At 61.2% G+C, this 21,140-nt stretch carries 18 protein-coding genes and 1 pseudogene; 4 read left to right on the forward strand and 15 right to left on the reverse strand.

The features are described from left to right. Nucleotides 1–63: 63 nt before the first annotated feature. The 11 genes and pseudogenes from PRZ03_RS22645 to hutC form a co-directional block, all read right to left on the reverse strand. A complete protein-coding gene (locus PRZ03_RS22645; RefSeq protein ID WP_273602382.1) occupies nt 64–831 on the reverse strand; it encodes a hypothetical protein in 768 nt (255 codons plus the stop codon). Nucleotides 832–1,067: 236 nt separating this feature from the next. Further along, on the reverse strand, nt 1,068–1,421 hold the full coding sequence (locus PRZ03_RS22650) for a hypothetical protein (RefSeq protein WP_273602383.1): 354 nt from the start codon (nt 1,419–1,421) through the stop codon (nt 1,068–1,070). A 19-nt stretch (nt 1,422–1,440) separates the two neighbouring features. Next, nucleotides 1,441–1,956 (reverse strand): hypothetical protein, encoded by a 516-nt coding sequence (locus PRZ03_RS22655; protein WP_273602384.1) that lies wholly within the window; start codon nt 1,954–1,956, stop codon nt 1,441–1,443. 290 nt (nt 1,957–2,246) lie between these two features. Further along, nucleotides 2,247–3,269 (reverse strand): transcriptional regulator domain-containing protein, encoded by a 1,023-nt coding sequence (locus PRZ03_RS22660; RefSeq protein WP_273602385.1) that lies wholly within the window; start codon nt 3,267–3,269, stop codon nt 2,247–2,249. Between the two features lie 8 nt (nt 3,270–3,277). Next, the gene (locus PRZ03_RS22665) at nt 3,278–4,222 is read right to left on the reverse strand and encodes a tyrosine-type recombinase/integrase (RefSeq protein WP_273602431.1); all 945 of its coding nucleotides are present in this window, start codon (nt 4,220–4,222) and stop codon (nt 3,278–3,280) included. Between the two features lie 12 nt (nt 4,223–4,234). Further along, nucleotides 4,235–4,525 (reverse strand): annotated as a pseudogene (locus PRZ03_RS24005) (Arm DNA-binding domain-containing protein); the annotation flags it as partial. A gap of 322 nt (nt 4,526–4,847) precedes the next feature. Then, the gene (locus tag PRZ03_RS22675) at nt 4,848–6,221 is read right to left on the reverse strand and encodes a formimidoylglutamate deiminase (protein WP_273602386.1); all 1,374 of its coding nucleotides are present in this window, start codon (nt 6,219–6,221) and stop codon (nt 4,848–4,850) included. Further along, the gene (gene hutG / locus PRZ03_RS22680; RefSeq protein WP_273602387.1) at nt 6,218–7,027 is read right to left on the reverse strand and encodes an N-formylglutamate deformylase; all 810 of its coding nucleotides are present in this window, start codon (nt 7,025–7,027) and stop codon (nt 6,218–6,220) included. The genes PRZ03_RS22675 and hutG overlap by 4 nt, the downstream gene beginning before the upstream one ends. Nucleotides 7,028–7,035: 8 nt before the next feature. Continuing rightward, nucleotides 7,036–8,265, reverse strand: coding sequence for an imidazolonepropionase (gene hutI / locus PRZ03_RS22685; RefSeq protein WP_273602388.1), 1,230 nt, complete (start codon nt 8,263–8,265; stop codon nt 7,036–7,038). Further along, nucleotides 8,262–8,819: a HutD/Ves family protein gene (locus PRZ03_RS22690; RefSeq protein WP_273602389.1), complete on the reverse strand. Its 558-nt coding sequence runs from the start codon at nt 8,817–8,819 to the stop codon at nt 8,262–8,264. The genes hutI and PRZ03_RS22690 overlap by 4 nt, the downstream gene beginning before the upstream one ends. Next, on the reverse strand, nt 8,816–9,538 hold the full coding sequence (gene hutC / locus PRZ03_RS22695; RefSeq protein WP_263535697.1) for a histidine utilization repressor: 723 nt from the start codon (nt 9,536–9,538) through the stop codon (nt 8,816–8,818). Before hutC ends, PRZ03_RS22690 begins: the two co-directional genes overlap by 4 nt. Nucleotides 9,539–9,647: 109 nt before the next feature. Between hutC and hutU the strand changes: the two genes are divergently transcribed. Genes hutU through hutH form a run of 3 tightly spaced genes read left to right on the forward strand, consistent with a single transcriptional unit; the run spans nt 9,648 to nt 13,708 of the window. Continuing rightward, complete coding sequence (hutU, locus tag PRZ03_RS22700; RefSeq protein WP_273602390.1) at nt 9,648–11,357, forward strand: urocanate hydratase; 1,710 nt, start codon at nt 9,648–9,650, stop codon at nt 11,355–11,357. 36 nt (nt 11,358–11,393) lie between these two features. Beyond that, nucleotides 11,394–12,149 (forward strand): substrate-binding periplasmic protein, encoded by a 756-nt coding sequence (locus PRZ03_RS22705; RefSeq protein ID WP_273602391.1) that lies wholly within the window; start codon nt 11,394–11,396, stop codon nt 12,147–12,149. Then, on the forward strand, nt 12,146–13,708 hold the full coding sequence (gene hutH / locus PRZ03_RS22710; RefSeq protein ID WP_273602392.1) for a histidine ammonia-lyase: 1,563 nt from the start codon (nt 12,146–12,148) through the stop codon (nt 13,706–13,708). Before PRZ03_RS22705 ends, hutH begins: the two co-directional genes overlap by 4 nt. Nucleotides 13,709–13,783: 75 nt before the next feature. Here the strand turns inward: hutH and clsB are convergent, their stop codons facing one another. Genes clsB through nudB form a run of 3 tightly spaced genes read right to left on the reverse strand, consistent with a single transcriptional unit; the run spans nt 13,784 to nt 16,397 of the window. Further along, nucleotides 13,784–15,124 (reverse strand): cardiolipin synthase ClsB, encoded by a 1,341-nt coding sequence (clsB, locus tag PRZ03_RS22715; protein WP_273602393.1) that lies wholly within the window; start codon nt 15,122–15,124, stop codon nt 13,784–13,786. Beyond that, entirely contained in the window at nt 15,124–15,942 is an 819-nt protein-coding gene (locus tag PRZ03_RS22720; protein ID WP_338109631.1) for an endonuclease/exonuclease/phosphatase family protein, read from the reverse strand. The genes clsB and PRZ03_RS22720 overlap by 1 nt, the downstream gene beginning before the upstream one ends. Beyond that, nucleotides 15,939–16,397, reverse strand: a complete 459-nt coding sequence (gene nudB / locus PRZ03_RS22725) for a dihydroneopterin triphosphate diphosphatase (RefSeq protein ID WP_273602394.1) — start codon at nt 16,395–16,397, stop codon at nt 15,939–15,941. Before nudB ends, PRZ03_RS22720 begins: the two co-directional genes overlap by 4 nt. Before the next feature lie 94 nt (nt 16,398–16,491). On the opposite strand from nudB, the gene PRZ03_RS22730 reads away from it, so the two are divergent. Continuing rightward, complete coding sequence (locus tag PRZ03_RS22730; protein ID WP_273602395.1) at nt 16,492–19,170, forward strand: PAS domain S-box protein; 2,679 nt, start codon at nt 16,492–16,494, stop codon at nt 19,168–19,170. A 61-nt stretch (nt 19,171–19,231) separates the two neighbouring features. Here the strand turns inward: PRZ03_RS22730 and aspS are convergent, their stop codons facing one another. Continuing rightward, the gene (gene aspS / locus PRZ03_RS22735) at nt 19,232–21,028 is read right to left on the reverse strand and encodes an aspartate--tRNA ligase (RefSeq protein WP_273602396.1); all 1,797 of its coding nucleotides are present in this window, start codon (nt 21,026–21,028) and stop codon (nt 19,232–19,234) included. Nucleotides 21,029–21,140 lie beyond the last annotated feature (112 nt).

The following is a 21,140-nucleotide window of genomic DNA, read 5'->3' on the forward strand; positions in this document are numbered from 1 at the left end:
GGAGCTTCATCCAAGGACGAGAATCAATCCCAATCTACTGACGCAGGCACCTTGGGGTAGCCTCTAGCAGTGGGTCAGTATTGCGTGATCGCGGTGGGTCAGTTCGATGCAATCGCCAACAGCCAGCGGTCGCCCGGAAGCTGCGTCTACCTGTGTAGCGAGGGTCGCTGCTGCTTTGGTTACTGCATCCAGTCCTGCAGCTTTTCGCTCCAAGGTGGCGACGGTTGTGGCTGTGGTCTGCTGAGCTGCGGCACAAAGGCGGGCGAATACTGCAGCCTGACGGTAGCTCTCCGCCGTGGCGTCGTCAATGCCGCGGTCCAATGAGCCGCATGAGTATTCTCTGGACTGCCTGGACTGCACGATGTTAGGGTCGTCGTACTTCAGCAAGATCGAAGACGGCATGCCATTCGGCGTCAGCTTGACCTGAGTGAGATTGGCCTGCGATATTGCCGTGGCCACCATGGCAGGGACACCTTCAATACGTAGACGCTGATCTAGTTCTGGCAAGTAGCGGTCCTTGGCAAATGGATAGACGCGTGCAACAGCATCGCGATGCTCCGCGTCGCGCAAGGACTTGCCGCCTGGCCCACCTGGCCCGGTGCGGACACATTCTTCGCTTTTACGCAGTGCTTCATCCAAGTACTCGACTTTCCAGTCGCGAACCTTGATCCCCCAAAGGTCGGCGTCGAGACTACCGGTTTCTAACGTGCGGAGTTGGTCCCATGGAATAGGGCAGTTCAGACGCAATTGCGCGCGGGCGGACGTAGAGGCTGCGGCGAGCAGTAGTGCCGTCAGACAAAACTTCGCGGTAGTCCGGTGTAGGTTGCCCATTGATCTTCCTTTGGCGTCGAGAGGCTTACTGAAAACACACTTTGCGTTTGGTCAACAGAAACTCTATCCGAAGCCAAACTCAAAGTGTGTGGATTAATGCCGGGGGCATCTACAAACTGCCGGCAATGCGCAACCCAACTCAAAGGTGTGGAGCGCAGCAACTTTTCGCACAGAACATGCGCTGTATCCGGCGGGAGAAACAACTCACTCAGGAGAAGGTAGCGTAACCGGCGCCGTCAAAGCACCGACGGGTTAAAGTCCTCAATCTCACGTCGGCAGTGCGCGGCCATAACCATGAATCCGGACGCCATATCGCCAAGCTCTGCTAGCAAATGACCTAAACCCTCAAGATTGTCGGCACCAATGGAGCCGTCCTCGATGGCCATTGCAGAGTGGGCCATGAGGTTGCCGATGGCAGCAAGGCCCAAATGGATGACCCGCATGGTCATCTCTGCGTCGTCACGGATGGCGACCAGCAGATGAGGGTCGGCAGCCTTGTAGTCCACCATGCGCTCGTCCGTGATGGGAAGGCATGGCAACTGGTTCAGCAGGCTGCGCATTGGCCGGATCGCTTGCATTTTGGTGTGCATGGTGCGCGTCCGGCTCTGCTTACTTGCCGCGGGTCGGCGTGGTGCCTGCGCGCTGAGTGATCTCCAGGTACCAGCTTGGCTTCAGGTTCAGGTGACTCAGGTCGGTCGTTACGTGGCACTTGGGGTCCAGCCAGTTGGCTGGATCAATCACATAGCTAAAAGAAGGTGTCTTTTCCGAGGCCCGTACATGTTGAAACACAACCGTCCGGCAGGCCTCGCTGTGCTTGTCGTAATCCAAGCAGAGTACTGCCAAGTCGGGCAACGCATCTAGCGAGGTCAAATCCTTATAGTCACTCACGGCGAAGGGGCTGAGATTAAAGACTATCTGCCTGAACAAAACTTCGTCCATGAAAAACGGGCCGTTGGCCGGCATTCCCAGCGTCACTGCCATCTTCTTGACGTCCTCCATGGACTTGCTGCAAATGGTCGCAGCGCATGCCAGCAGATCATCGTGAGTGCCAAGCATCTCGGCGCGCTTGAACGGAGATACGAAGCCTGGGGGAAGCTGTCCGCCATTAGGTTTTGTTGTTGCCATTTTTGGTTCCTGGTTAGTTAGGTTCAAAAGTGGCGACGCAACGCAGCGGCTCACCTGGCTGGTGTGGCCGGGCGAACAAGCAGTTAGGGGAGTTGGGTGAGGCTGGAGCGGAACCGCTCGACTCGACTTCTTGCTGGACGCTGCATGGCGTCGCTACGCCGGCCTTGCAGATCGATTGGCGACTGCATGGCGCGGCTCGCAAATGCTAGCCGGGTTCAGCCGCAAGGCCCACAAATAAAATACTTCGTGCTATGGCGAGTTCTGAATTGACGGAGCGCCGGCTTAATCCACTATTTCACCGCATCTGCACGCACCATCAAACCAAGGTATCCACGATCATATATAAGGTGCCTCGCAGAACGAATAACGAGATCAAACTTCTTAACTTCCATCTCAAGATCAAGCTCACTTAAAATCTCAGAATGCGTAGGCAACTCAGGATCAAGCATCGCGTCCGCAACCCTTAGATATTTTGAGACAGAATCTACTTGTGCCTTTATCACCCTCGGGGATGACCTAACATATTCCGCAACCTCGTCAAAAAGCCGACGCCTCAGAAGTTTCATTTGATAGTCAACCGCGCCAGAATACTGAGACAGTTTTTCAAAATCAAACACAACTGCCATCTGTCCTTCTTGAAGTGCAAATCCTGGATTCGGATTGAAATAGGGCTTCGGATCAATTTCGGCCGACACGGCCGTCGCTTTGGCCGCAGGTGTACTCCTGGTCGTTCGGCTCGTCGGGCGAATTACCAAGGCAGATTTAACCTCTGGTGACGGAACTCTGAGATCTAACACCTCAAACACCGCAGGGTCGATGATCTGTTTTTGGCCGGTTTTACGCCCTTCGTAGCCTTGCTTTTCTCTCATGGCCTTTGCCTGCTCTCGGAAGTTTGGCCTCCTAGGCCCAAACACCGTCTTTATGTCCAAGCCCCAATTCCACAGCGGCGCCGAATTGACTCCGCGGTAGGCGTCTTCATGCCATTTGAATTCTTGAAGGCCCCAATCTTCCAAGAACACGTCGTCATGCAACGCATAGGACCCTTTGCTACGGCAACCATCGCAGAATCGCTGAAAGTACAGATTTCTGCGAAGTGATTCCCATGCCAACCAAGAATACTTATCCACACCACTCGGAACTTCATACTCTGACTCATCTCGCCAGTTTGCAATGGTCTTTGGGAATGAAATATTCTCGACGGATCCACCTTGGTCAGAATTAATAATTTCTCGACAAAATAGCTCCGGAGGATGAACATTCATCCGAGTCATTTTTACTCGAGATTTAGGCGCGGCAACCGGTCGACGAGTCATTTGTTGTCCTAATTTTCCGCGAGTCCTACGAAACAGAAGATGCTCCAGTCATGCATCAGCTTAACGCGCTTTTGCCAGAGATCACCACGCATATAGGCCTTCCGCACCTTGTTTGGATCTGAATGCGCCAGCGCAGCCTCTGCAACTCGGGAATCATGATCCGTCATCTCGGAAGCCCAGTCTCTAAAAGATGATCTGAATCCGTGGACGGTAATATCGTCGAATCCTGCGCGCCTCAAGACCATGGACATCGACATATTGCTCAAAGGCTTTCCCTTCGTTCGGCCGTGGAACACGTAGGCGCCTGGACGTTTTAGTTCCTTCATCTTCTCCAGAATCTCGATAGCCCGGTCACACAACGGAACGCGATGGTCCTTGCCAGCTTTCATCCGCTCCCCCGGCACCATCCATACGCGGTCTTCGATGTTTACCTCGGCCCATTGAGCACCGGTCACCTCGGAAGTCCTGGCGGCGGTCAGGATAAGGAACTCCAAAGCCCATCGAGCCATGCCGTCCATCTCCTGAAGCTTCAGCATGAAAACAGGCATTTGCACGAACGGCTGGGCAGCGAAGTGCTTGCGTTGCCTTTTCTCTGCCGGCATGCGCGGCAGAAGATGCACAAGGTGTCCTTTTAGGCGTGCCGGGTTGTCGCCAGTCCGAAAGCCATGGACGGTCGCCCAATCCATGATTGCCTCAATGCGGCCCCGCAGCCGTCGGGCTGTTTCTCCCTTGGTGATCCAGATGGGATGCAGGATTCTCCGAACTTCCTCCGTGCAGACCTCGGCGATGGGGCGAGAGCCAATGCGGGGGCTTGCGTAGGTCTTCAAGGTGTTTTCCCACTGCTGGACGTGCTTTGCGTTGCGCCACGCCGGACGATGGTCTTCGATGAACCGAGCAGCGCATTGATCGAAGGTCTTGCCACCTTCAGAATCAAGCCGCAGCGCAACTTTCACGCGTCGACGCTCCGACTTAGGGTCTCGATCAAACTCCAAATGCTCCCGGCATTCTGCGGCCCTTGTTCGAGCTGCTTTCAGGCCAACTTCGGGGTAACCGCCGAGGCCAACTCCGACAGCCCGCTTTGCTCGCGTGTAGCGAAAGAGCCAGGACGCTGTGCCCGTCCTAGTCAGCTGCAAGTACAGCCCGCCGCCATCAGCTACGACCTTCTGTTTTAGAGGGGCGTTGGCCGCCTCCATCCTTGCTTTCCGGACGATGGACTCAAGCCTCGTGTCCGATAGACGATTGATCGCTCCGCGCATTCCTTAACCTCGCTGTAGACTAGAAAAGCCAGCACAGCAGAGGACGAAAACTAACGTCTAACTGAGTGCGATTGGCTCAATGAATGTCAGTCTTACAACTAGCAAGGAAACTAGCAACCGGCCGGCAATTTGCTTGGACACCCCGATACATGCCGATGCATAACCCTCTCCAAATTTCTCTGGGAGCCGTTGTCGGGAGCCCACAAAGCCGAGGCGAATCGATCCATGTTCGACCGCCACAGCTTCCGCCAAATGCGGAAAAAAAGCGGCCCCTCGGTGAGGGGTCGCTTTTTTATTGCCAAACGCAATCTCAACGCAATCCTCAACGCAAGGCCGCCAACGCCGACTGAAACCCGCCAGCGATGGCATCTTGAGCCACATGCCGCCCCTGCTGGAGCCGAACCTGGCCGGCCACATAGACCTCCCGCAAGACCTGACCCTGGGCCGAGAAGACCAGACCGTCGAGCAAATAATCCGCAGGCAAGCCCAGCAAGCCACTCGCTGCGCTGTCGATCACCAGGAAGTCGGCGCGTGCCCCGACTTCCAGACCCCACTGCTTGAAGCCTGCCGGCGCTGCACTGCCTGCGCGCACGGCCTCGAACAAGCGCGCCGCCGTGCTGGGCTGCTGCCCAGGCAAAGCCGCCACATTGCGCTGCTGCAGGCCCAAGCGCTGGCCATATTCCAACCAGCGCAACTCCTCGCCCCAAGCGCGCGTCACATGACTGTCGGAACCTATGCTGATCGGCACACCAGCCGCCAACCAGCCGGGTAAGTCGATCAAACCATCGCCCAAATTGCCCTCGGTGCCGGGGCAGATGACAACGCTGGCGCCGCTGCGGGCGACCTGCTCGATTTCTTCTCGGCTGCTGTGTGTGGCGTGCACCAAATGCCAGCGCGCATCAGGTTTGAGTGCGTTGCACAACCACTGCATGGGACGCTGCCCGGTAGCGGCCAGACAGTCGCGCACCTCTTGCGTCTGCTCGGCAATGTGGATGTGGATGGGAACATCCGCCTCTGCCACCAAGGCCTGCAAACTGCGAATGTCATCGGCATTGGCCGCACGCAAGGAATGCAGCGCTACGCCTGCATTGAGCAAAGGCCGCCGGGCAGCGTTGACCGCTTGGCTGGCAGCCCAGACCCAGTCGGCATCGGTCTTGAAACGGCGTTGATCATCACGCAGGCCGCTCGCTCCAAAGCCCGAACGCGCGTACAGCACCGGCAGCAGGGTCAGGCCTATGCCCGCCGCAGCCGCCGCATCGGCCAAGGCCCAACTCATGGCCAACTCATCGGGGTATGAACTGCCGTCTTCTCGGTGATGCAGGTAATGAAACTCGCAGACCTGGGTGTAGCCGCCAGCCAGCAGCTCGACATAAAGTTGGGTGGCAATCGCCTGCATTTGCGCCGGCGTGATGCGTAGCGCCAGACCGTACATGCGGTCGCGCCAAGACCAAAAGTCGTCATCGCCGCTGTCGCGCCGCTCGGCCAAGCCCGCAAAAGCGCGCTGAAATGCGTGGCTGTGGGTATCAACCAGGCTCGGCATGACAGGGCCGGCCAAGGCCTGCATGCCCTCGGCCAAGGGTACGCCGGGCGTGATTCTTTGCCAGTGGCCGTCCGTCCCCACCTCCAAACGTACGTCATGCTGCCAGCGCCCATCCACCCAGGCTTGCTCGGCCCAAAAAATAGGGGCTGCTCTCATGTTTTCATCGGCCTCCAGCCACTCATTTCTTGCAGCAAGCTCTTGAGCAAAGGCTGCACCGCCGTTGCGCGCTGCGCGTCATACAGAAACGGTGCCGCCTCTTCTTCCATATAGCAGCGCCAGCACATCTCCAACTGCACCGCATGCACGCCCTGCTCGGGCTGGCCGTAATGGCGGGTGATGAAGCCGCCTTTGAAGCGCCCGTCGACGACCTGGGTGTAGTCGCACTGGCTCGCCAACACGGCGCTCAATTGGGACCTGAGCTCGGCGGCGCAGGAGCGCCCTTCCACCGTGCCCAAGTTAAGGTCAGGCAAGCGACCCTCAAACAACCAAGGCAGCTCGGAGCAGATGCTGTGCGCATCGAATAGCAAGGCATAGCCGAACAGCGACTTCAGCCTTTGCAACTCGGCATTCAGGGCGCGGTGATAAGGCAACCAGTAAAGCTCGCGGCGACGCAGTTGCTCGGCGCGGTTGGGCTCCTGGCCCGGCAGATAGAGCGGCTCGCCGCTGAAAAACCGCGTTGGGCATAGCTCGGTATTGGACGCTCCCGGGTACATCGGCGTGTCCTCAGGCGGGCGGTTCAGGTCGATCAAAAAGCGCGAGTAATGCGGAACGATCAGCCCGGCGTCCAACTCGCCGGCAATCCCACCGTAGAGCTGTTCCAGGTGCCAGTCGGTGTCCTCGCTGAGCAGCGCGCGCGGTTGATAACGGCGAGTCTGATCGGCAGGAATGGCCGAGCCCACATGTGGCATGCTGATCAGCAGCGGCGTGCTGCCTTGGCGCAGTTTGAAAACAGCAGTTTCCATGACGGCTTTCATGTTCGCTCCACCCCGCCACGGACGACGCGCTTCAAGGGGTTGCGGCCAAAGTAGTACGCCAACTCGTTCGGATGCTCCACATCCCAAACGCAGAAATCAGCGCGCTGGCCGGCGGCCAGCTGGCCGCGGTCGCTCAAACCCAGCGCGCGAGCCGCGTTGACGGTAACGCCGCGTAGCGCTTCTTCGGGCGTCAGGCGGAACAGGGTGCAGGCCATATTCAGCATCAAGAGCAGGGACAGCGTCGGCGATGTGCCGGGATTGTGATCGGTGGCAATCGCGATAGGCACACCCGCATCGCGCAGCGCCTGCACCGGCGGCAATTTGCTTTCGCGCAGGAAGTAATAAGCCCCCGGCAGCAGCACCGCCACCGTGCCACTGGCGGCCATGGCCTGCACGCCGGCTTCGCTCAGATACTCCAGATGATCGCAAGACAGAGCCTTGAACTCGGCCGCTAGCTGGCTGCCGCCCTGGTCGCTGAGTTGCTCGGCATGCAGCTTGACCGGCAGGCCCAAGGCCTGCGCCGCTTCGAAAACGCGCCGAGTTTGCGCCGGCGTGAAGCCTATGCCTTCGCAGAAAGCGTCGACCGCGTCGATCAAGCCTTCGCGGTGCAGCGGGGTCATCCATTCGATCAGCGCGGTCACATAAGCGTCTTGGCGGCCCTCGAACTCGGGCGGCAGTGCATGCGCGCCCAAGTAGCTGGTCCGTACATCGACACCCAGGCCTTTGAGACGGCGGGCCGCGCGCAGCATCTTGGCCTCCGAGGCTTGGCTCAAGCCATAGCCCGATTTGACCTCGATGGTCGTAACGCCCTCCTTGAGCAGATTCAAGACGCGGTGCGCCGCCTGCGCGTAAAGCTGATGTTCGCTGGCGGCGCGGGTGGCAGCGACGCTGGAACGGATGCCGCCGCCGGCGCGCGCAATCTCTTCGTAGCTGGCGCCGAGCAAGCGCTGCTCGAACTCGGCCGCGCGCTGGCCACCGTAAACCAGATGGGTGTGGCAGTCGATCAAGCCCGGCGTGACGACCGCGCCGCCGAGGTTGATCTCCTGCGCCAGACCATTGCGGAACTCGGCGTCGAGGTCGGCGATGTCGCCGGCCCAGAGCAGATGTTCGCCCTGCGACAACATCGCCCCGTTCTCGACCCAGCCCCAGGGGTTCTCTTTGGCGTCGCCGGCCAATGTGGCCAGGCGGGCATGGGTCCAGAGTTTGAATACGCTGCTGCTACTCATGTTTGTGTCTCGCTCCAAATCATCCACCAGGCTGCGCCCTGGCCTTCAAAACTGCAGGCCTGCGCCGCAGGGTTCTCACACCAGGCCAGGCTCATCGCGCCCATGCTCATGGCCCGCCCACCATGCAGCAAGCGCCCACCTGCGGCTGTGAACAAACCGACCCAGCGGCCTTGCGGCTGCCAAGCAGCGGGGGTGCTGGCGGCAGCCTTCACTTGCATCTGGCCACGGCCGCGGCGATGCATCAGGTTGAAGTCGCGGGTGCTGCCGCCGATCAACTCGCAGGGCGGGGCCAAGCCACCATCGAAGCTGATCAGCTCGTCTCCGGCCCGCAATTCCCAGTCCGCTAGGCGCACCCCATCGCCCTGTAGTACACCGAACCAACGCTGCACGCCATCAAAGGCCGAGAACGGCCCATCGCGCTCGATATCGGCCACACTGATGCGCAAGGCCCAATCGGCCGGATGCGGCCAGGCGAGCAACTCGCGGGTCTGTCCTCCGCCGTTGCGCCAAGCCTGGGGGGCTACGTCATCTGCGCTAACTTGACTCCAACTCATGCTTGAAAACTCCCCTCAAGAACGTAGAGCGAACCCGGATGGGTGAGCCGCACCGTGGTGACGGTTTGGCCGCGACTGAAGGTGCGACGCTTGACGACCAGACAAGGGTCGCGCCTGGAAATGCCCAGCAACTTGGCCTCCAGCGCCGACGGCAGCAGTGACTCTATCGTGTAACGCGCCTCCGACAAAGGCGCAACCTCAAGCAAATAATTGGTCGGCGTCGTCTTCGCGAAATCCAGGCCCAAATAAGCTGGCGCGCAGGCCGGGTTGACCAGCCGGTCTTCGCACTGGATCGCTACCCCGTTCTCGAAATGCACGATCACGCTGTGGAAGAGCTCGGCTCCCAGCGCCAAGCCAAAGTCGGCCGCTTGGGGCCCATCGGCCTTTAGCGTCGCCAGGCTATGTACCTTGGCGGTGTGCTGGTGGCCGCGCTGCAAGATCTCATCATGCACATCGCGCACATTCAGCGTTGACGAGATGCGGTGCAACTGCGCCACAAAAGTACCCACGCCTTGCAGCCGCTCGACCAAGCCTTCCTGGGTCAACTCGCGCAAAGCCCGGTTGACGGTCATGCGGCTGACCTCGAACAAGGCCACCAGCTCGGCCTCGGAAGGCAGCAAGTCGCCCGCCACCCAATGGCCGGAGGCAATGCGCTCGCGCAAATGGTTCTTGACCTTCAAATACTGCGGCGCTGGCACCGAACTTGTTTTTCTTGGCATGAGCGCATGCTACTTGACTGTACTTGTATAGACAAGTACATTGCCCAACATTCGAAAATCGATTCGCCAGTCAATTCGCCAAACTTCCGGTTCATCAGCAGGAGTCTTTATGAGCAACAAGCCCACCCCCAGCAAAGCCCAGCCCCGCGTCGTGCGCGCCCCTACCGGCACTGCCTTGAGCTGCAAAAGCTGGCTGACCGAAGCCGCCTACCGGATGTTGCAGAACAATCTGGACCCGGAAGTGGCCGAAAACCCGGACGAGTTGGTGGTCTACGGCGGCATCGGCAAGGCCGCCCGCAACTGGGATTGCTTCGAGGCCATTCTTGACTCACTGAAGACGCTGAACGAGGACGAAACCCTGCTTGTGCAGTCAGGCAAGCCGGTCGGCATCTTCCCGACCCACGCGAACGCGCCGCGCGTCTTGATCGCCAACAGCAATCTGGTGCCGCACTGGGCCAACTGGGAGCATTTCAACGAGTTGGACCGCAAGGGCCTGATGATGTATGGCCAGATGACGGCCGGCAGCTGGATCTATATCGGCACCCAGGGCATCGTGCAAGGCACGTACGAGACCTTCGCCGAAGCGGGCCGCCAACACTATGGTGGTTCACTGAAAGGCCGCTGGGTGCTAACCGCCGGTCTGGGCGGCATGGGCGGCGCGCAGCCGCTGGCCGCCACCTTCGCCGGCGCCTGCTCCTTGAACATCGAATGCCAACAAAGCCGTATCGACTTCCGCCTCAAGACCCGCTATGTGGACGAGCAAGCCACCGACCTCGATGACGCGCTGGCACGCTTGAAGAAATACACGGCCGAAGGAAAGGCGATCTCGATCGCGCTGCTCGGCAATGCCGCCACCATCCTGCCGGCCTTGGCCGAGCGATGCAAGACCGACCCCAGCGTCAAGCCCGATCTGGTTACCGATCAAACCTCGGCACACGATCTGATCAATGGCTATCTGCCGGCAGGCTGGTCGGTTGAACAATGGAAGGCGGCGGCAGCCGACCCGGCCCAACATGCCGAGCTGAAAGCCGCTGCGGCAGCCAGCTGCGCCGTGCATGTCAAGGCCATGTTGCTGTTCCAGGCCATGGGCATTCCGACCGTCGACTATGGCAACAATATCCGCCAGGTGGCGTTGGAACAAGGCGTCAAGAACGCTTTCGACTTCCCCGGTTTTGTGCCCGCCTATGTACGCCCGCAGTTCTGCGAAGGCCGGGGTCCCTTCCGTTGGGTGGCGCTGTCCGGCGACCCGGAAGACATCTACAAGACCGACGCCAAGATCAAGGAATTGTTCCCGCATCACGCCCATGTGCACCGCTGGCTGGACATGGCGCGTGAGCGCATCGCCTTCCAGGGACTGCCGGCGCGCATCTGCTGGCTGGGCCTGGGCGAGCGTCATATCGCCGGCATGGCCTTCAATGAAATGGTCAAGTCGGGCGAGTTGAAAGCCCCGATCGTGATCGGCCGCGACCACCTCGACAGCGGTTCGGTCGCCAGCCCGAACCGCGAAACCGAAAGCATGATGGACGGCTCGGACGCGGTCTCCGACTGGCCGCTGCTGAACGCGCTGCTCAACACCGCCGGCGGCGCCACCTGGGTCAGCCTGCACCACGGTGGCGGCGTCGGCATGGGCTTCAGCCAGCACAGCGGCGTCGTGATCGTGGCCGACGGCACCATTGCTGCGGCCAAGCGCCTGGAACGCGTACTCTGGAACGACCCCGGCACCGGCGTGATGCGCCATGCCGACGCCGGCTACGAGATCGCCAAGAAAACCGCCGCCGAGCGCGGGCTGAATATGCCGATGTTGCAGCGACAAGGCTGAGGGCATAGAGTCCATTGGCCCGACTGAGGAGTTGCCATGTTCACCCAGGTCTCAAGATCGCTGTTCTGCTGCGGCTTGCTCGCTTTGTGCGTGGGCAGAGCGTTCGGCCAGAGCGCGCCGCTGCAGTTGGCGGCGAACGAGCGCCTGGCGGAACAATGGGTGGCTGCACAACTGCTGCAAGAAGTCTATCGCCGCGCCGGGCTGGCCATGATCATTGAACCGCTGCCGCCGGCGCGTGCGACCAAGGCAACGCTATCAGGGCTGAAGGATGGAGAGGTGGCTCGTATTCGCGCCTATGGTGAAAGCAACCCAACACTCGATCGGGTGGAGCCAGCCATTTATGTACTCACCAGCAACGCCTTCAGCCTGCGCAGCCGTGCGGCGGAGATTCACCGCCGCGAAGATTTGGCCCACTACAGCTTGGGCGCCATCCGCGGCGTCGCCCACTCGTCCGACTTGACCGAAGGCCACCCGGCCACCACCTTGACTCAGCGCGCGGATCTACTCTTCAAGATGCTGAACTCTCGCCGTTTCGACGCGGCGCTGGACACCGGCATCAATGGCCGCTACGTCATCAAGCGCCAGGGCTTGACGGACATCCAGGTCTCCGCCGACTTGGCCCGTTACGAACTCTTCCACTACCTGCACCCCAAACACCAGGCCTTGGCCAGTCGCATCGGCGCCGTCATCACCCAGATGAAAGCCAGCGGCGAGATGGACAAGCTCATCGCCAAGGCCGAAGCTGGCTTACAAAACATCGACCTAGAAACTTTTACAGGCGCAAGCAAATGACCCCATCGAACACACAATCTCTGACCCTGACCCCAGGACAAATCACACTCGACCAACTGCGCCAAATCCGTAACGGCAATGTTCAGCTGAGCCTGCACGCCAGCAGCACCGAGATCATCCGCCGCGCCGCCGCCGTGGTGCAAAAGGCCGCCGCCGGCGATGCGCCCGTCTACGGCGTCAATACCGGTTTCGGCAAGCTAGCTTCCACCCGCATCAGCAAGGAAGATCTGGCCACGCTGCAATTCAACCTGATCCGCTCGCATTGCGTCGGCGTCGGCGCACCGCTGCAGCCCGGCGTCGTGCGCGTGATGCTGGCGACCAAGGCGGCGTCCTTGGCACGAGGACACTCCGGCGTGCGCGAAGAAGTCGTGCAAAGCCTGCTGTCGGTCTTCAACGCTGGCCTGATCCCTTATGTGCCAGCGCAGGGTTCGGTCGGCGCCTCAGGCGACCTGGCGCCGCTCGCGCATATGACGCTGGCGCTCTTGGGCGAAGGTGAAATGCTCGTCGACGGCCAACGCAAACCAGCACTGGCCGAGCTGCAGAAACACGGCATTGCGCCGCTGGTCCTGCAGGCCAAGGAAGGCCTGGCCTTGATCAACGGCACGCAGACCAGCACGGCGCTGGCGCTGGAAGGTCTGTTGCGCTATGAGATCGTCTTTGCGGCGGCCATCATCAGTGGCGCGCTGTCGCTCGACGCCGCGCGCGGTAGCGACGGCCCGTTTGACGCCCGTATCCATGCAGTGCGCGGCCAGCCCGGCCAGATCGAGACTGCAGCCGCCTATCGCCAACTGCTCGCTGGCAGCGCCATCCGCGCCTCGCACCAAGAAGGTGACGAGCGCGTGCAAGACCCTTATTGCCTGCGCTGCCAGCCGCAGGTGATGGGCGCCTGCCTGGACCAAAGCCGTTGTGTGCGTGATGTGCTTTTGCGCGAAGCGAATGCCGTCACCGACAACCCGCTGGTGTTCGCCAATGCCGATGGCAGCAGCGCCATGGTCAGCGGCGGCAATTTCCACGCCGAGCCGGTTGCCTTGGCCGCCGACGCGCTGGCCTGCGCGATTGCCGAAGTCGGCGCGATTGCCGAGCGCCGCATCGCGATGCTGATCGACACCAGCGTCTCGCGCCTGCCGGCCTTCTTGACAGCGAACGCCGGCCTCAACTCCGGCTTCATGATTGCGCATGTGACCGCCGCAGCGTTGGCCAGCGAGAACAAGTCACTCGCCCACCCGGCCAGCGTTGACAGCCTGCCGACCAGCGCCAATCAGGAGGACCATGTGTCCATGGCCACCTTCGGCGCTCGCCGCCTGGGTCAGATGCTGGACAACACCGCCCACATCATCGGCATCGAGCTGCTCGCCGCCGCCCAAGGCTTCGAGTTCCTGCGTCCGCTGCACAGCTCGGCAGCACTTGAGCAGGTGCACGCCTTGGTGCGCAAGACCTGCCCAGCTATGCCGACCGACCATTACATGGCGCCGGACATTGCGCATGCGTTTGAATTGGTCGGTAGCGGCGAGCTGACGGCGCTGGTGCAGGATGTCGGCGGGCTGGTGGTGCTGAGCTAAGTCCTGGCGACAGAAGGAAACGCCGGGGCGCTCTAGTTTTCTTGCTCCCCCTCGAGGCGGCGGCCTTGGGGGCGCTCAATAACGACCGGTCGCCCCGGCCACTCTCAGATAAACATAGGCGGCCCAGGCCACCAAGGCGCGGCGCAAGACACCGCGCACGCCGCCCCCCTGAAAATGGCGATCGACCTGGCGGGACAGTGCCGCCGCAGCATCGAACTGTGCGGCCACATCGCGGGCAAATTCGGCGTCACGCACGATCACATTGGCTTCCAGATTCAGCAGCAGGGAAAGCGGGTCGATATTGGAGCTACCCACCGTCGCCCAGCTCTCATCGACCACGCAAATCTTGGCATGTAAATAGGCGGGCATGTATTCATAGATGCTCACGCCATAAGCGAGAAGCTCGGCGTACAAGGCCTGCGCCGCCATGCCGGCAATGCGGTAGTCGAGCTTGCCTTGCAAGAGCAGGCGCACCCGCACGCCTCGCTTGGCTGCATCTCGCAGCGCCTTGCGGAAGGCATGGCCGGGGTAAAAATAAGGCGTCATCAGATCGACGCGCGTTTGCGCCGACTGGATCGCGGCCACATAGGCGTGCTCGATCGTGCGGCGCCGGCGCAAGTTGTCGCGCAAAACGAAGGCGGCGTAGACAGGGTCGCTGCCCGGGGTCAGGTCTTGCCCTGATTGAACACCGCGCCGACCTGCTTTGGCGGACGACCTGGGGCTGCGTACGCCTCGCCAGATTCGCCGCAGCCGCGCCCGCGGCTCGCTGCTGCGCGCCAGGGCGAGTAACTCCTGGCCTAGATCGGCACCCAGATAGGCGCGCGTCCAGACCGCCCGCGCAGCCTGTGCCACCGACAGCACCAGCGGCCCGCGCAAAGCTACGGCGAAATCCAAGCGAGGCTGCTCGGTCGCACCATGATTGAGGTCGACCAGGTCACCAATGATGTTGATGCCGCCCACAAAAGCATGGTCAGCATCCACCACACAGAGTTTTTGATGCAGGCGGCGCAGTTGGCCAGGCTGCAGCCAGCTGTACCAACGGTCGATAGGCCGAAACACGGCCATCGCCACGCCCGAACCTTCGAACTGCTGGCGCAGCCAGGGCAAGCTGGCGCGCGAGCCAAAGCCGTCAACGACCACCCGCACGCGCAAGCCACGACGCGCGGCCGCCGCCAATTGCGCCGCCAGCGCCGCGCCTGCATCATCGAAATGAAAGATATAGGTCGCCAGCCAAATTTCATGCCGAGCGCTGGCGATCGCCGCCGCCTGCGCAGGGAATAACTCGTCACCTCCGCGCAGCAGGCGCAGCTCATTGCCGCCGACAAAGTCCGGCTGGGCCGATCGACCCCAATTGCGCTGCGCGCTGGCGTCGCCGTTGACGTCGGCATTCCAATCTGCCTTAGGGGCCATCTGCATCAAGCCTCGAGCAACTCCAGCTCGGCCAACAAGGGCAGATGATCGGACATACGCGCCCAAGCCGGCCCCTTGGGCACCTGCATCGAAACACAGCGCAGGCCGCGCATATAGATGCGGTCAAGCGAGAAAAATGGCAGGCGTGAAGGAAAAGTGGCGTGGCGCCCGCGGCCCTGCGGCGAAACCGCCCGCTGCAAGCCATATTCGCGCATAGGCGCGTCCAGCCGCTCGCCCCAATCATTGAAGTCACCGGCAATCAGCAACAAGGCGTCGGGCGGAATATGTTTGCCGATAAAGTCTGCCAGCCGCTCAATCTGGCGCACCCGGCCGCTGTGAAACAGACCCAGATGCGCGACCACGGTGTGAATTTCCAGCCCCTGCCATTGCACAGGCACATGCAGCAGACCACGCTGCTCGAAGCGGTGATCCGAGACGTCGTGATGCCCGATATCTCCCAACGGAAAGCGCGACAGCAGCGCATTGCCATGCTCACCATGCTTGGTCACCGCGTTGGTGCGGTAGGCCACCTCGTAACCCTCGGGCGCCAAAAACTCTGCCTGCCCCTGATCGGGCCACCCAAACCAGGTGCGCTGAAATTCCTTCGCTTCTTGGTGGTGAAAATGGCGCACCTCTTGCAGGAACACCAGGTCAGCGTTCAGCGCCTCCACCCCCATGCCGAGGTTGTGAATCTCCAGTCGCTTTTGCGGCCCCATGCCGCGCACGCCCTTGTGGATGTTGTAAGTCGCCACGCGCAGATGCGGGCGGGTGAACTGGCTGTGCGTGGCCTGAACAGAATGGCTGAAGGCATTGCCATGGCTCATAGCGAGGTCTCCAGCAACTTGGGCAAATGCAGAATCGCCTCGGCATTGGAAGGCGAAAAGCACAGATCGGCTGCTTCGCGCCAGGGCAGCCAGCGGTACTGCAGATGCTCGCGCGGCGCCAGCCGCACGAGCGTGCCGGCCGGCACCTGGAGCCCGAACACATGTTCGCTGTTATGGGTGACGCCGGGCGCATAACGATGGCGCCAGACGGGGTAGATTTCGTAGCGATTGACCAACACCCAGTCGCGCAATTGATCGGGCTCGGCATTGATGCCGGTCTCCTCCAGCACCTCACGGCGAGCGGTCTCCAGCAGCGGCTCGTCCAGCAGGTCTTTGGAGCCGGTCACGCTTTGCCAAAAACCGGGCTGGTCGGCCCGCTCCAACATCAGCACCTGCAGCTCGGGCGTGTGAATCACCACCAACACGGATTCCGGGATTTTGTAGCTTGGGCTCATGGCCAAAGCATAGCGGAGAGTTGTGAGCAACGTCGCCTCAAGCCTGCATCTATAGTCAAGCCGCAAGCCCATTGTTTATAAGCCGAATGGATTCATGAAGCTGCTGCCCAGAATTGTTGTCAGCGTGATTGCGCCAATGCTGGCGCTGGGGGGCGTGGCGCTCTACGGCGGGAGCCTGCTGCTCCAAAGCTCACTGCTGGACGAACAACAGGAGCGGGCGCAAGCCACACTTGCGCAAAGCATCAGCCGCTTGACTTTGGAGCTGGGCGGCGCGCGCGATGCCTTGCGCATGCTGGCCCGGTCTGAATCATTGGTGCAAGCAAACCCGGCGCACATAACACCGGCCCTGCGCGGCTGGGAAGGTGCCAGCGATCGCTTCGAGGCCTTCCAGTTTTTGCCGCAGCAAGGCTTGGCGGCGGCAGCGGCGCAAAGTGAGACCTGGTCGCGCAACCCAGCTGCGGGGCCCTACGCTGCGCTGATGGTGGGCCATGAGGCTGTAGCGGCGCCGGCCATCAATGAAAGCTCGGGCGACTTGATTTTGCAAATTGCCACGCCCGTGTTCGATGAACGCGGGCGCCAGGTCGGCGCCTTGCTGGCGAATCTCAAGCTTGAACAAATGCTGAGTTTCGCCATCGGTAACGGCGCGCAGCGCGACGCCCGATTGATGGTGCTGGACGCCAAGGCGCGCTTGCTCGCCGGCGGCCTGGGCGAAGAGGGGCAGGCTTTGAGCCCTGCCAACGCGGCCAGTCAGCCGCAAGCTCATGCGGTGACTGCTGCCTTGGGGAATCAAGCGCATGCGAGCACCCGCTTGCAGCGCGTGGCGATCGGCGACAAGGTCTGGCATGTGCTGGCCAAGCCCTTGCCCGAGTTGGGCTGGCAGGTCATTTACGCGCTCCCGGAGGCCAGCCTGTTCGAGCGGGTCGGCAATCTGCAATTACTGGGCCTGCTGGGCCTGGCGCTGTGCGCCCTGCTGGCCTTGACCGGGGCGCTGCTGCTGCGCCGCTTCGTGTTGCGCCCGCTGCTGCAGCTGAGCCTGGCTCAGCAACGTTTGCAGGCGGGCGACCGGCATGCCCGTGCCCCGATTGTTGGCAACGACGAAATCAGCGACCTGGCGCGCTCCTTCAATGTGATGGCAGAAAACCTGGATGCCACCGAGCAGCGCTTCCGAATGATTTTCGACGCCTTCCCGCACCCCATCACATTGGCCAGCTTTCAAGATGGCAACTATGTGGACGTCAACCCGGCCTTCGCACAGGCCTTGGGTGTCAGCGCGCAACAAGCCATTGGCCGCAGCCCCATCGACTTTGGTCTGGTGGCCTCGATGGAGGACATGCTGGCCAAGGGGCGCGAGCTGGACCGTACCGGTCGCTTGCCGGCGGTCATGGTGCAGACCAAGAATGCGCAAGGTGAAGCGCTCTGGCTGACCTACTCCAGCCGCTTGATCGGCCAAGGCCGCGCCAGGCTTGTGCTGGCTGTGGCCACCGACATCACCGAGCTCAAAACCGTCGAGGCGCAGCTGCGGCAAAGCGAGCAAAGCCTGACGGCCTTGTTCGAATACGCGCCGCTGCCGATGGCACGCACACGCTTGGTGAGCGGCAGCGATTCACCGACCTTCTGGAACAGGGCTTGGTACAAGGCCTTCGGCTACGCACCCGGCAGTTGTGACAACAAGCCCAGCACGCAGTTCGACTTTTGGATAGACCCGGCGGAACGCAATCGCTTTGTGGACGAGATGCTGAAGCATGAAGCAGCAATCAGCGGTCAAGCGCTGTTACGCCATGCCGATGGCTCGGTGCGGCAATGCGAGGTGTCGGGGCGCTATATCGACGTGCATGGTGAGCGCACGGTGATAGCCAGTTACCTGGACGTCACCGAAAAGCTCCGTATTGCTGCCGAGTTGAGTCAGCTCAATATCAGCCTGGAAGCAAGGGTGGCCGAGCGCACCGATGAGCTGGCTCGCCGCAACCAGGATCTGGACGAAGCGCTCAGCGTGCTCAAACATGCCCAGGCCGAGTTGGTTCGGACTGAAAAACTGGCTTCATTGGGCAGCCTGGTCGCCGGCATCGCGCATGAGCTGAACACCCCTATTGGCAACGCCATGCTGATGGCCTCGACCTTGGCGGCGCGCCAGACGGCCTTCGAGGCCGCCATCGCAGACGGCTTGCGCCGCTCGACCTTGCAGATTTTTTTAGACGGGCTGCGCGAGGCCAGCACGATGTTGGAGGCCAGCCTAAGCCGAGCGGCCGAGTTGATCAGCAGCTTCAAGCAAGTCGCAGTGGATCAATCCAGCTACCAGCGCAGAAGCTTCGATCTGCGCGAAGTGCTGCATGAAACCGCACTCAGCCTCGGGCCCAGCCTCAAGCTCAGCGGAACTCGGCTGGCAGAAGACGTGCCGCCCGGCCTGCAGATGGACAGCTACCCAGGCCCCTTGATCCAGGTCTTCATGAATATCGTCAACAACGCCGTGCTGCATGCTTTCGAGCCCGGCCGACCCGGCTGCGTGTCCATCATGGCGCGCGCACTCCCAGAGGACAGCGTCTTGATCGAGATTGCGGATGACGGCCGCGGCATGCCGGCCGAACATTTGCAGCGAGCCTTTGATCCCTTCTTCACCACCAAGCTCGGTCAAGGCGGCTCCGGCCTAGGCCTGCACATTGTCTACAACCTGGTCACGGGCCTGTTGGGCGGCCAGGTCAGGCTCAACAGCGAGGTAGGCCTGGGCACCCGCATCAGCATTGAAATACCGTGCCGGGCGCCGCAAGAGCAGAGTTGAAACAAAAAAAGGGCAGCCTAAGCCGCCCCTTTTGACGCCAAAAATGCAGTCTCTCAGGCTGTCAGGCCTTAGGCGCCGCCACCGCATTGCGCAAACGAATGTGCAGCTCTTTGAGTTGCTTGTCGTCGACATTGCTTGGAGCACCGGTCAGCAGGCATTGCGCACGCTGCGTCTTCGGGAAAGCGATCACGTCGCGGATCGACTCGGCCTTGGTCATCATGGTGACGATGCGGTCCAGGCCGAAGGCCAAGCCACCGTGCGGAGGCGCGCCGTACTGCAACGCGTCGAGCAGGAAGCCGAACTTCTCTTGCGCATCTTCGGGGCTGATGTTGAGCGCGCTGAAAACCTTGCTCTGCACATCGGCCTTGTGGATACGCACCGAGCCGCCGCCCAGTTCCCAGCCGTTCAAGACCATGTCGTAGGCCTTGGCAATGCAAGCGCCCGGGTCGGTGACCATCAGATCCTCATGGCCATCCTTGGGCGCCGTGAAGGGATGGTGCACCGCGTTCCAGCGGCCGCCCTCTTCGTCTTGCTCGAACATCGGGAAGTCCACCACCCACAGCGGCGCCCACACGTCGTTGAACAGACCGTTGGCCTTGCCGAACTCGCTGTGACCGACCTTCAGGCGCAGCGCGCCGATGGCATCATTGACGACCTTGGCGCGGTCAGCGCCGAAGAAGATCAGGTCGCCATCCTGCGCGCCGGTACGGGCCAGGATATCGGCCACAGCCTGGTCATGCAGGTTCTTGACGATAGGCGACTGCAAGCCTTCGCGACCCTTGGCCACTTCATTGACCTTGATCCAGGCCAGGCCCTTGGCGCCGTAAATCTTGACGAACTCGGTGTAGCTGTCGATCTCGCCACGGCTGATCGAAGCGCCGCCAGGCACGCGCAGAGCAACGACGCGGCCGCCCTTGGTCGTGGCAGGTGTCGAGAAGACCTTGAAGTCCACCGTACCCATCACATCGGTCAGCTCGGTGAACTCAAGCTTGACGCGCAGGTCAGGTTTGTCCGAGCCGAACCGGTGCATCGCATCGGCGTAAGTCATGACCGGGTAGTCACCCAAGTCAACATTCAAGTTCTTGCTGAAGACGTGACGAATCATGCCTTCGAACATGGACCGGATCTCTTCTTCGCCGAGGAAGGAGGTCTCGATATCGATCTGCGTGAACTCGGGCTGGCGGTCGGCGCGCAGGTCTTCGTCACGGAAGCACTTGGTGATTTGGTAGTAGCGATCGAAACCGGCCACCATCAGCAACTGCTTGAACAACTGTGGCGATTGCGGCAGCGCGAAGAACATGCCGTCATGCACGCGCGAAGGCACCAGATAGTCGCGCGCGCCTTCCGGCGTGCTCTTGGTCAGCATCGGTGTTTCGATGTCGACAAAGCCGCGCTCGTCCAGGTATTTGCGCACTTCCATCGCGACGCGGTAGCGCAGCATCAGGTTGTTCTGCATATATGGGCGGCGCAGATCCAGCACGCGATGCGTCAGGCGGGTCGTCTCGGACAGGTTCTCATCGTCCATCTGGAACGGCGGCGTGACGCTGGCGTTCAGGACTTCCAACTGGTGACACAAGACCTCGACCTTGCCGCTGGTCAGGTTGGCGTTCTCGGTGCCGGCCGGGCGCAGGCGAACCTTGCCCACGATCTTCAGGCAGAACTCATTGCGCACACCTGAGGCAATGGCAAACATATCCGCGCGGTCCGGGTCGCAGACAACTTGCACCAGACCTTCACGGTCGCGCAGGTCGATAAAGATCACACCGCCATGGTCACGGCGACGATGGGCCCAGCCCATCAAAGTAACGGTTTGGTCCTGCAGCTTTTCGCTGACTTGGCCGGCATAACAAGTTCTCATGGGAATACTCCAGTGTTCTTTGGGGCCGCCGCGCAGACTGGCGCAGGCAGCGAAATTTGTCGGTAAGGGTGGCGCTAAGAGGCTGGTTTGAAAGCCTTCAGGGCTGAGCATG

The organism is Roseateles albus, assembly GCF_028595345.1.
GTDB lineage: Bacteria > Pseudomonadota > Gammaproteobacteria > Burkholderiales > Burkholderiaceae_C > Paucibacter_A > Paucibacter_A albus.

Excerpts from the sequence above, each read along its gene's own strand:
- PRZ03_RS22690 (WP_273602389.1), bottom strand. The coding sequence starts at position 8,819 with ATGAGTTGGAGTCAAGTTAGCGCAGATGACGTAGCCCCCCAGGCTTGG.
- PRZ03_RS22655 (WP_273602384.1), bottom strand. The coding sequence starts at position 1,956 with ATGGCAACAACAAAACCTAATGGCGGACAGCTTCCCCCAGGCTTCGTA.
- hutC (WP_263535697.1), bottom strand. The coding sequence starts at position 9,538 with ATGCCAAGAAAAACAAGTTCGGTGCCAGCGCCGCAGTATTTGAAGGTC.
- hutU (WP_273602390.1), top strand. The coding sequence starts at position 9,648 with ATGAGCAACAAGCCCACCCCCAGCAAAGCCCAGCCCCGCGTCGTGCGC.
- hutI (WP_273602388.1), bottom strand. The coding sequence starts at position 8,265 with ATGAGTAGCAGCAGCGTATTCAAACTCTGGACCCATGCCCGCCTGGCC.
- PRZ03_RS22645 (WP_273602382.1), bottom strand. The coding sequence starts at position 831 with ATGGGCAACCTACACCGGACTACCGCGAAGTTTTGTCTGACGGCACTA.
- PRZ03_RS22660 (WP_273602385.1), bottom strand. The coding sequence starts at position 3,269 with ATGACTCGTCGACCGGTTGCCGCGCCTAAATCTCGAGTAAAAATGACT.
- hutG (WP_273602387.1), bottom strand. The coding sequence starts at position 7,027 with ATGGAAACTGCTGTTTTCAAACTGCGCCAAGGCAGCACGCCGCTGCTG.
- clsB (WP_273602393.1), bottom strand. The coding sequence starts at position 15,124 with ATGCAGATGGCCCCTAAGGCAGATTGGAATGCCGACGTCAACGGCGAC.
- nudB (WP_273602394.1), bottom strand. The coding sequence starts at position 16,397 with ATGAGCCCAAGCTACAAAATCCCGGAATCCGTGTTGGTGGTGATTCAC.
- aspS (WP_273602396.1), bottom strand. The coding sequence starts at position 21,028 with ATGAGAACTTGTTATGCCGGCCAAGTCAGCGAAAAGCTGCAGGACCAA.
- hutH (WP_273602392.1), top strand. The coding sequence starts at position 12,146 with ATGACCCCATCGAACACACAATCTCTGACCCTGACCCCAGGACAAATC.
- PRZ03_RS22675 (WP_273602386.1), bottom strand. The coding sequence starts at position 6,221 with ATGAGAGCAGCCCCTATTTTTTGGGCCGAGCAAGCCTGGGTGGATGGG.
- PRZ03_RS22720 (WP_338109631.1), bottom strand. The coding sequence starts at position 15,942 with ATGAGCCATGGCAATGCCTTCAGCCATTCTGTTCAGGCCACGCACAGC.
- PRZ03_RS22650 (WP_273602383.1), bottom strand. The coding sequence starts at position 1,421 with ATGCACACCAAAATGCAAGCGATCCGGCCAATGCGCAGCCTGCTGAAC.
- PRZ03_RS22705 (WP_273602391.1), top strand. The coding sequence starts at position 11,394 with ATGTTCACCCAGGTCTCAAGATCGCTGTTCTGCTGCGGCTTGCTCGCT.
- PRZ03_RS22730 (WP_273602395.1), top strand. The coding sequence starts at position 16,492 with ATGAAGCTGCTGCCCAGAATTGTTGTCAGCGTGATTGCGCCAATGCTG.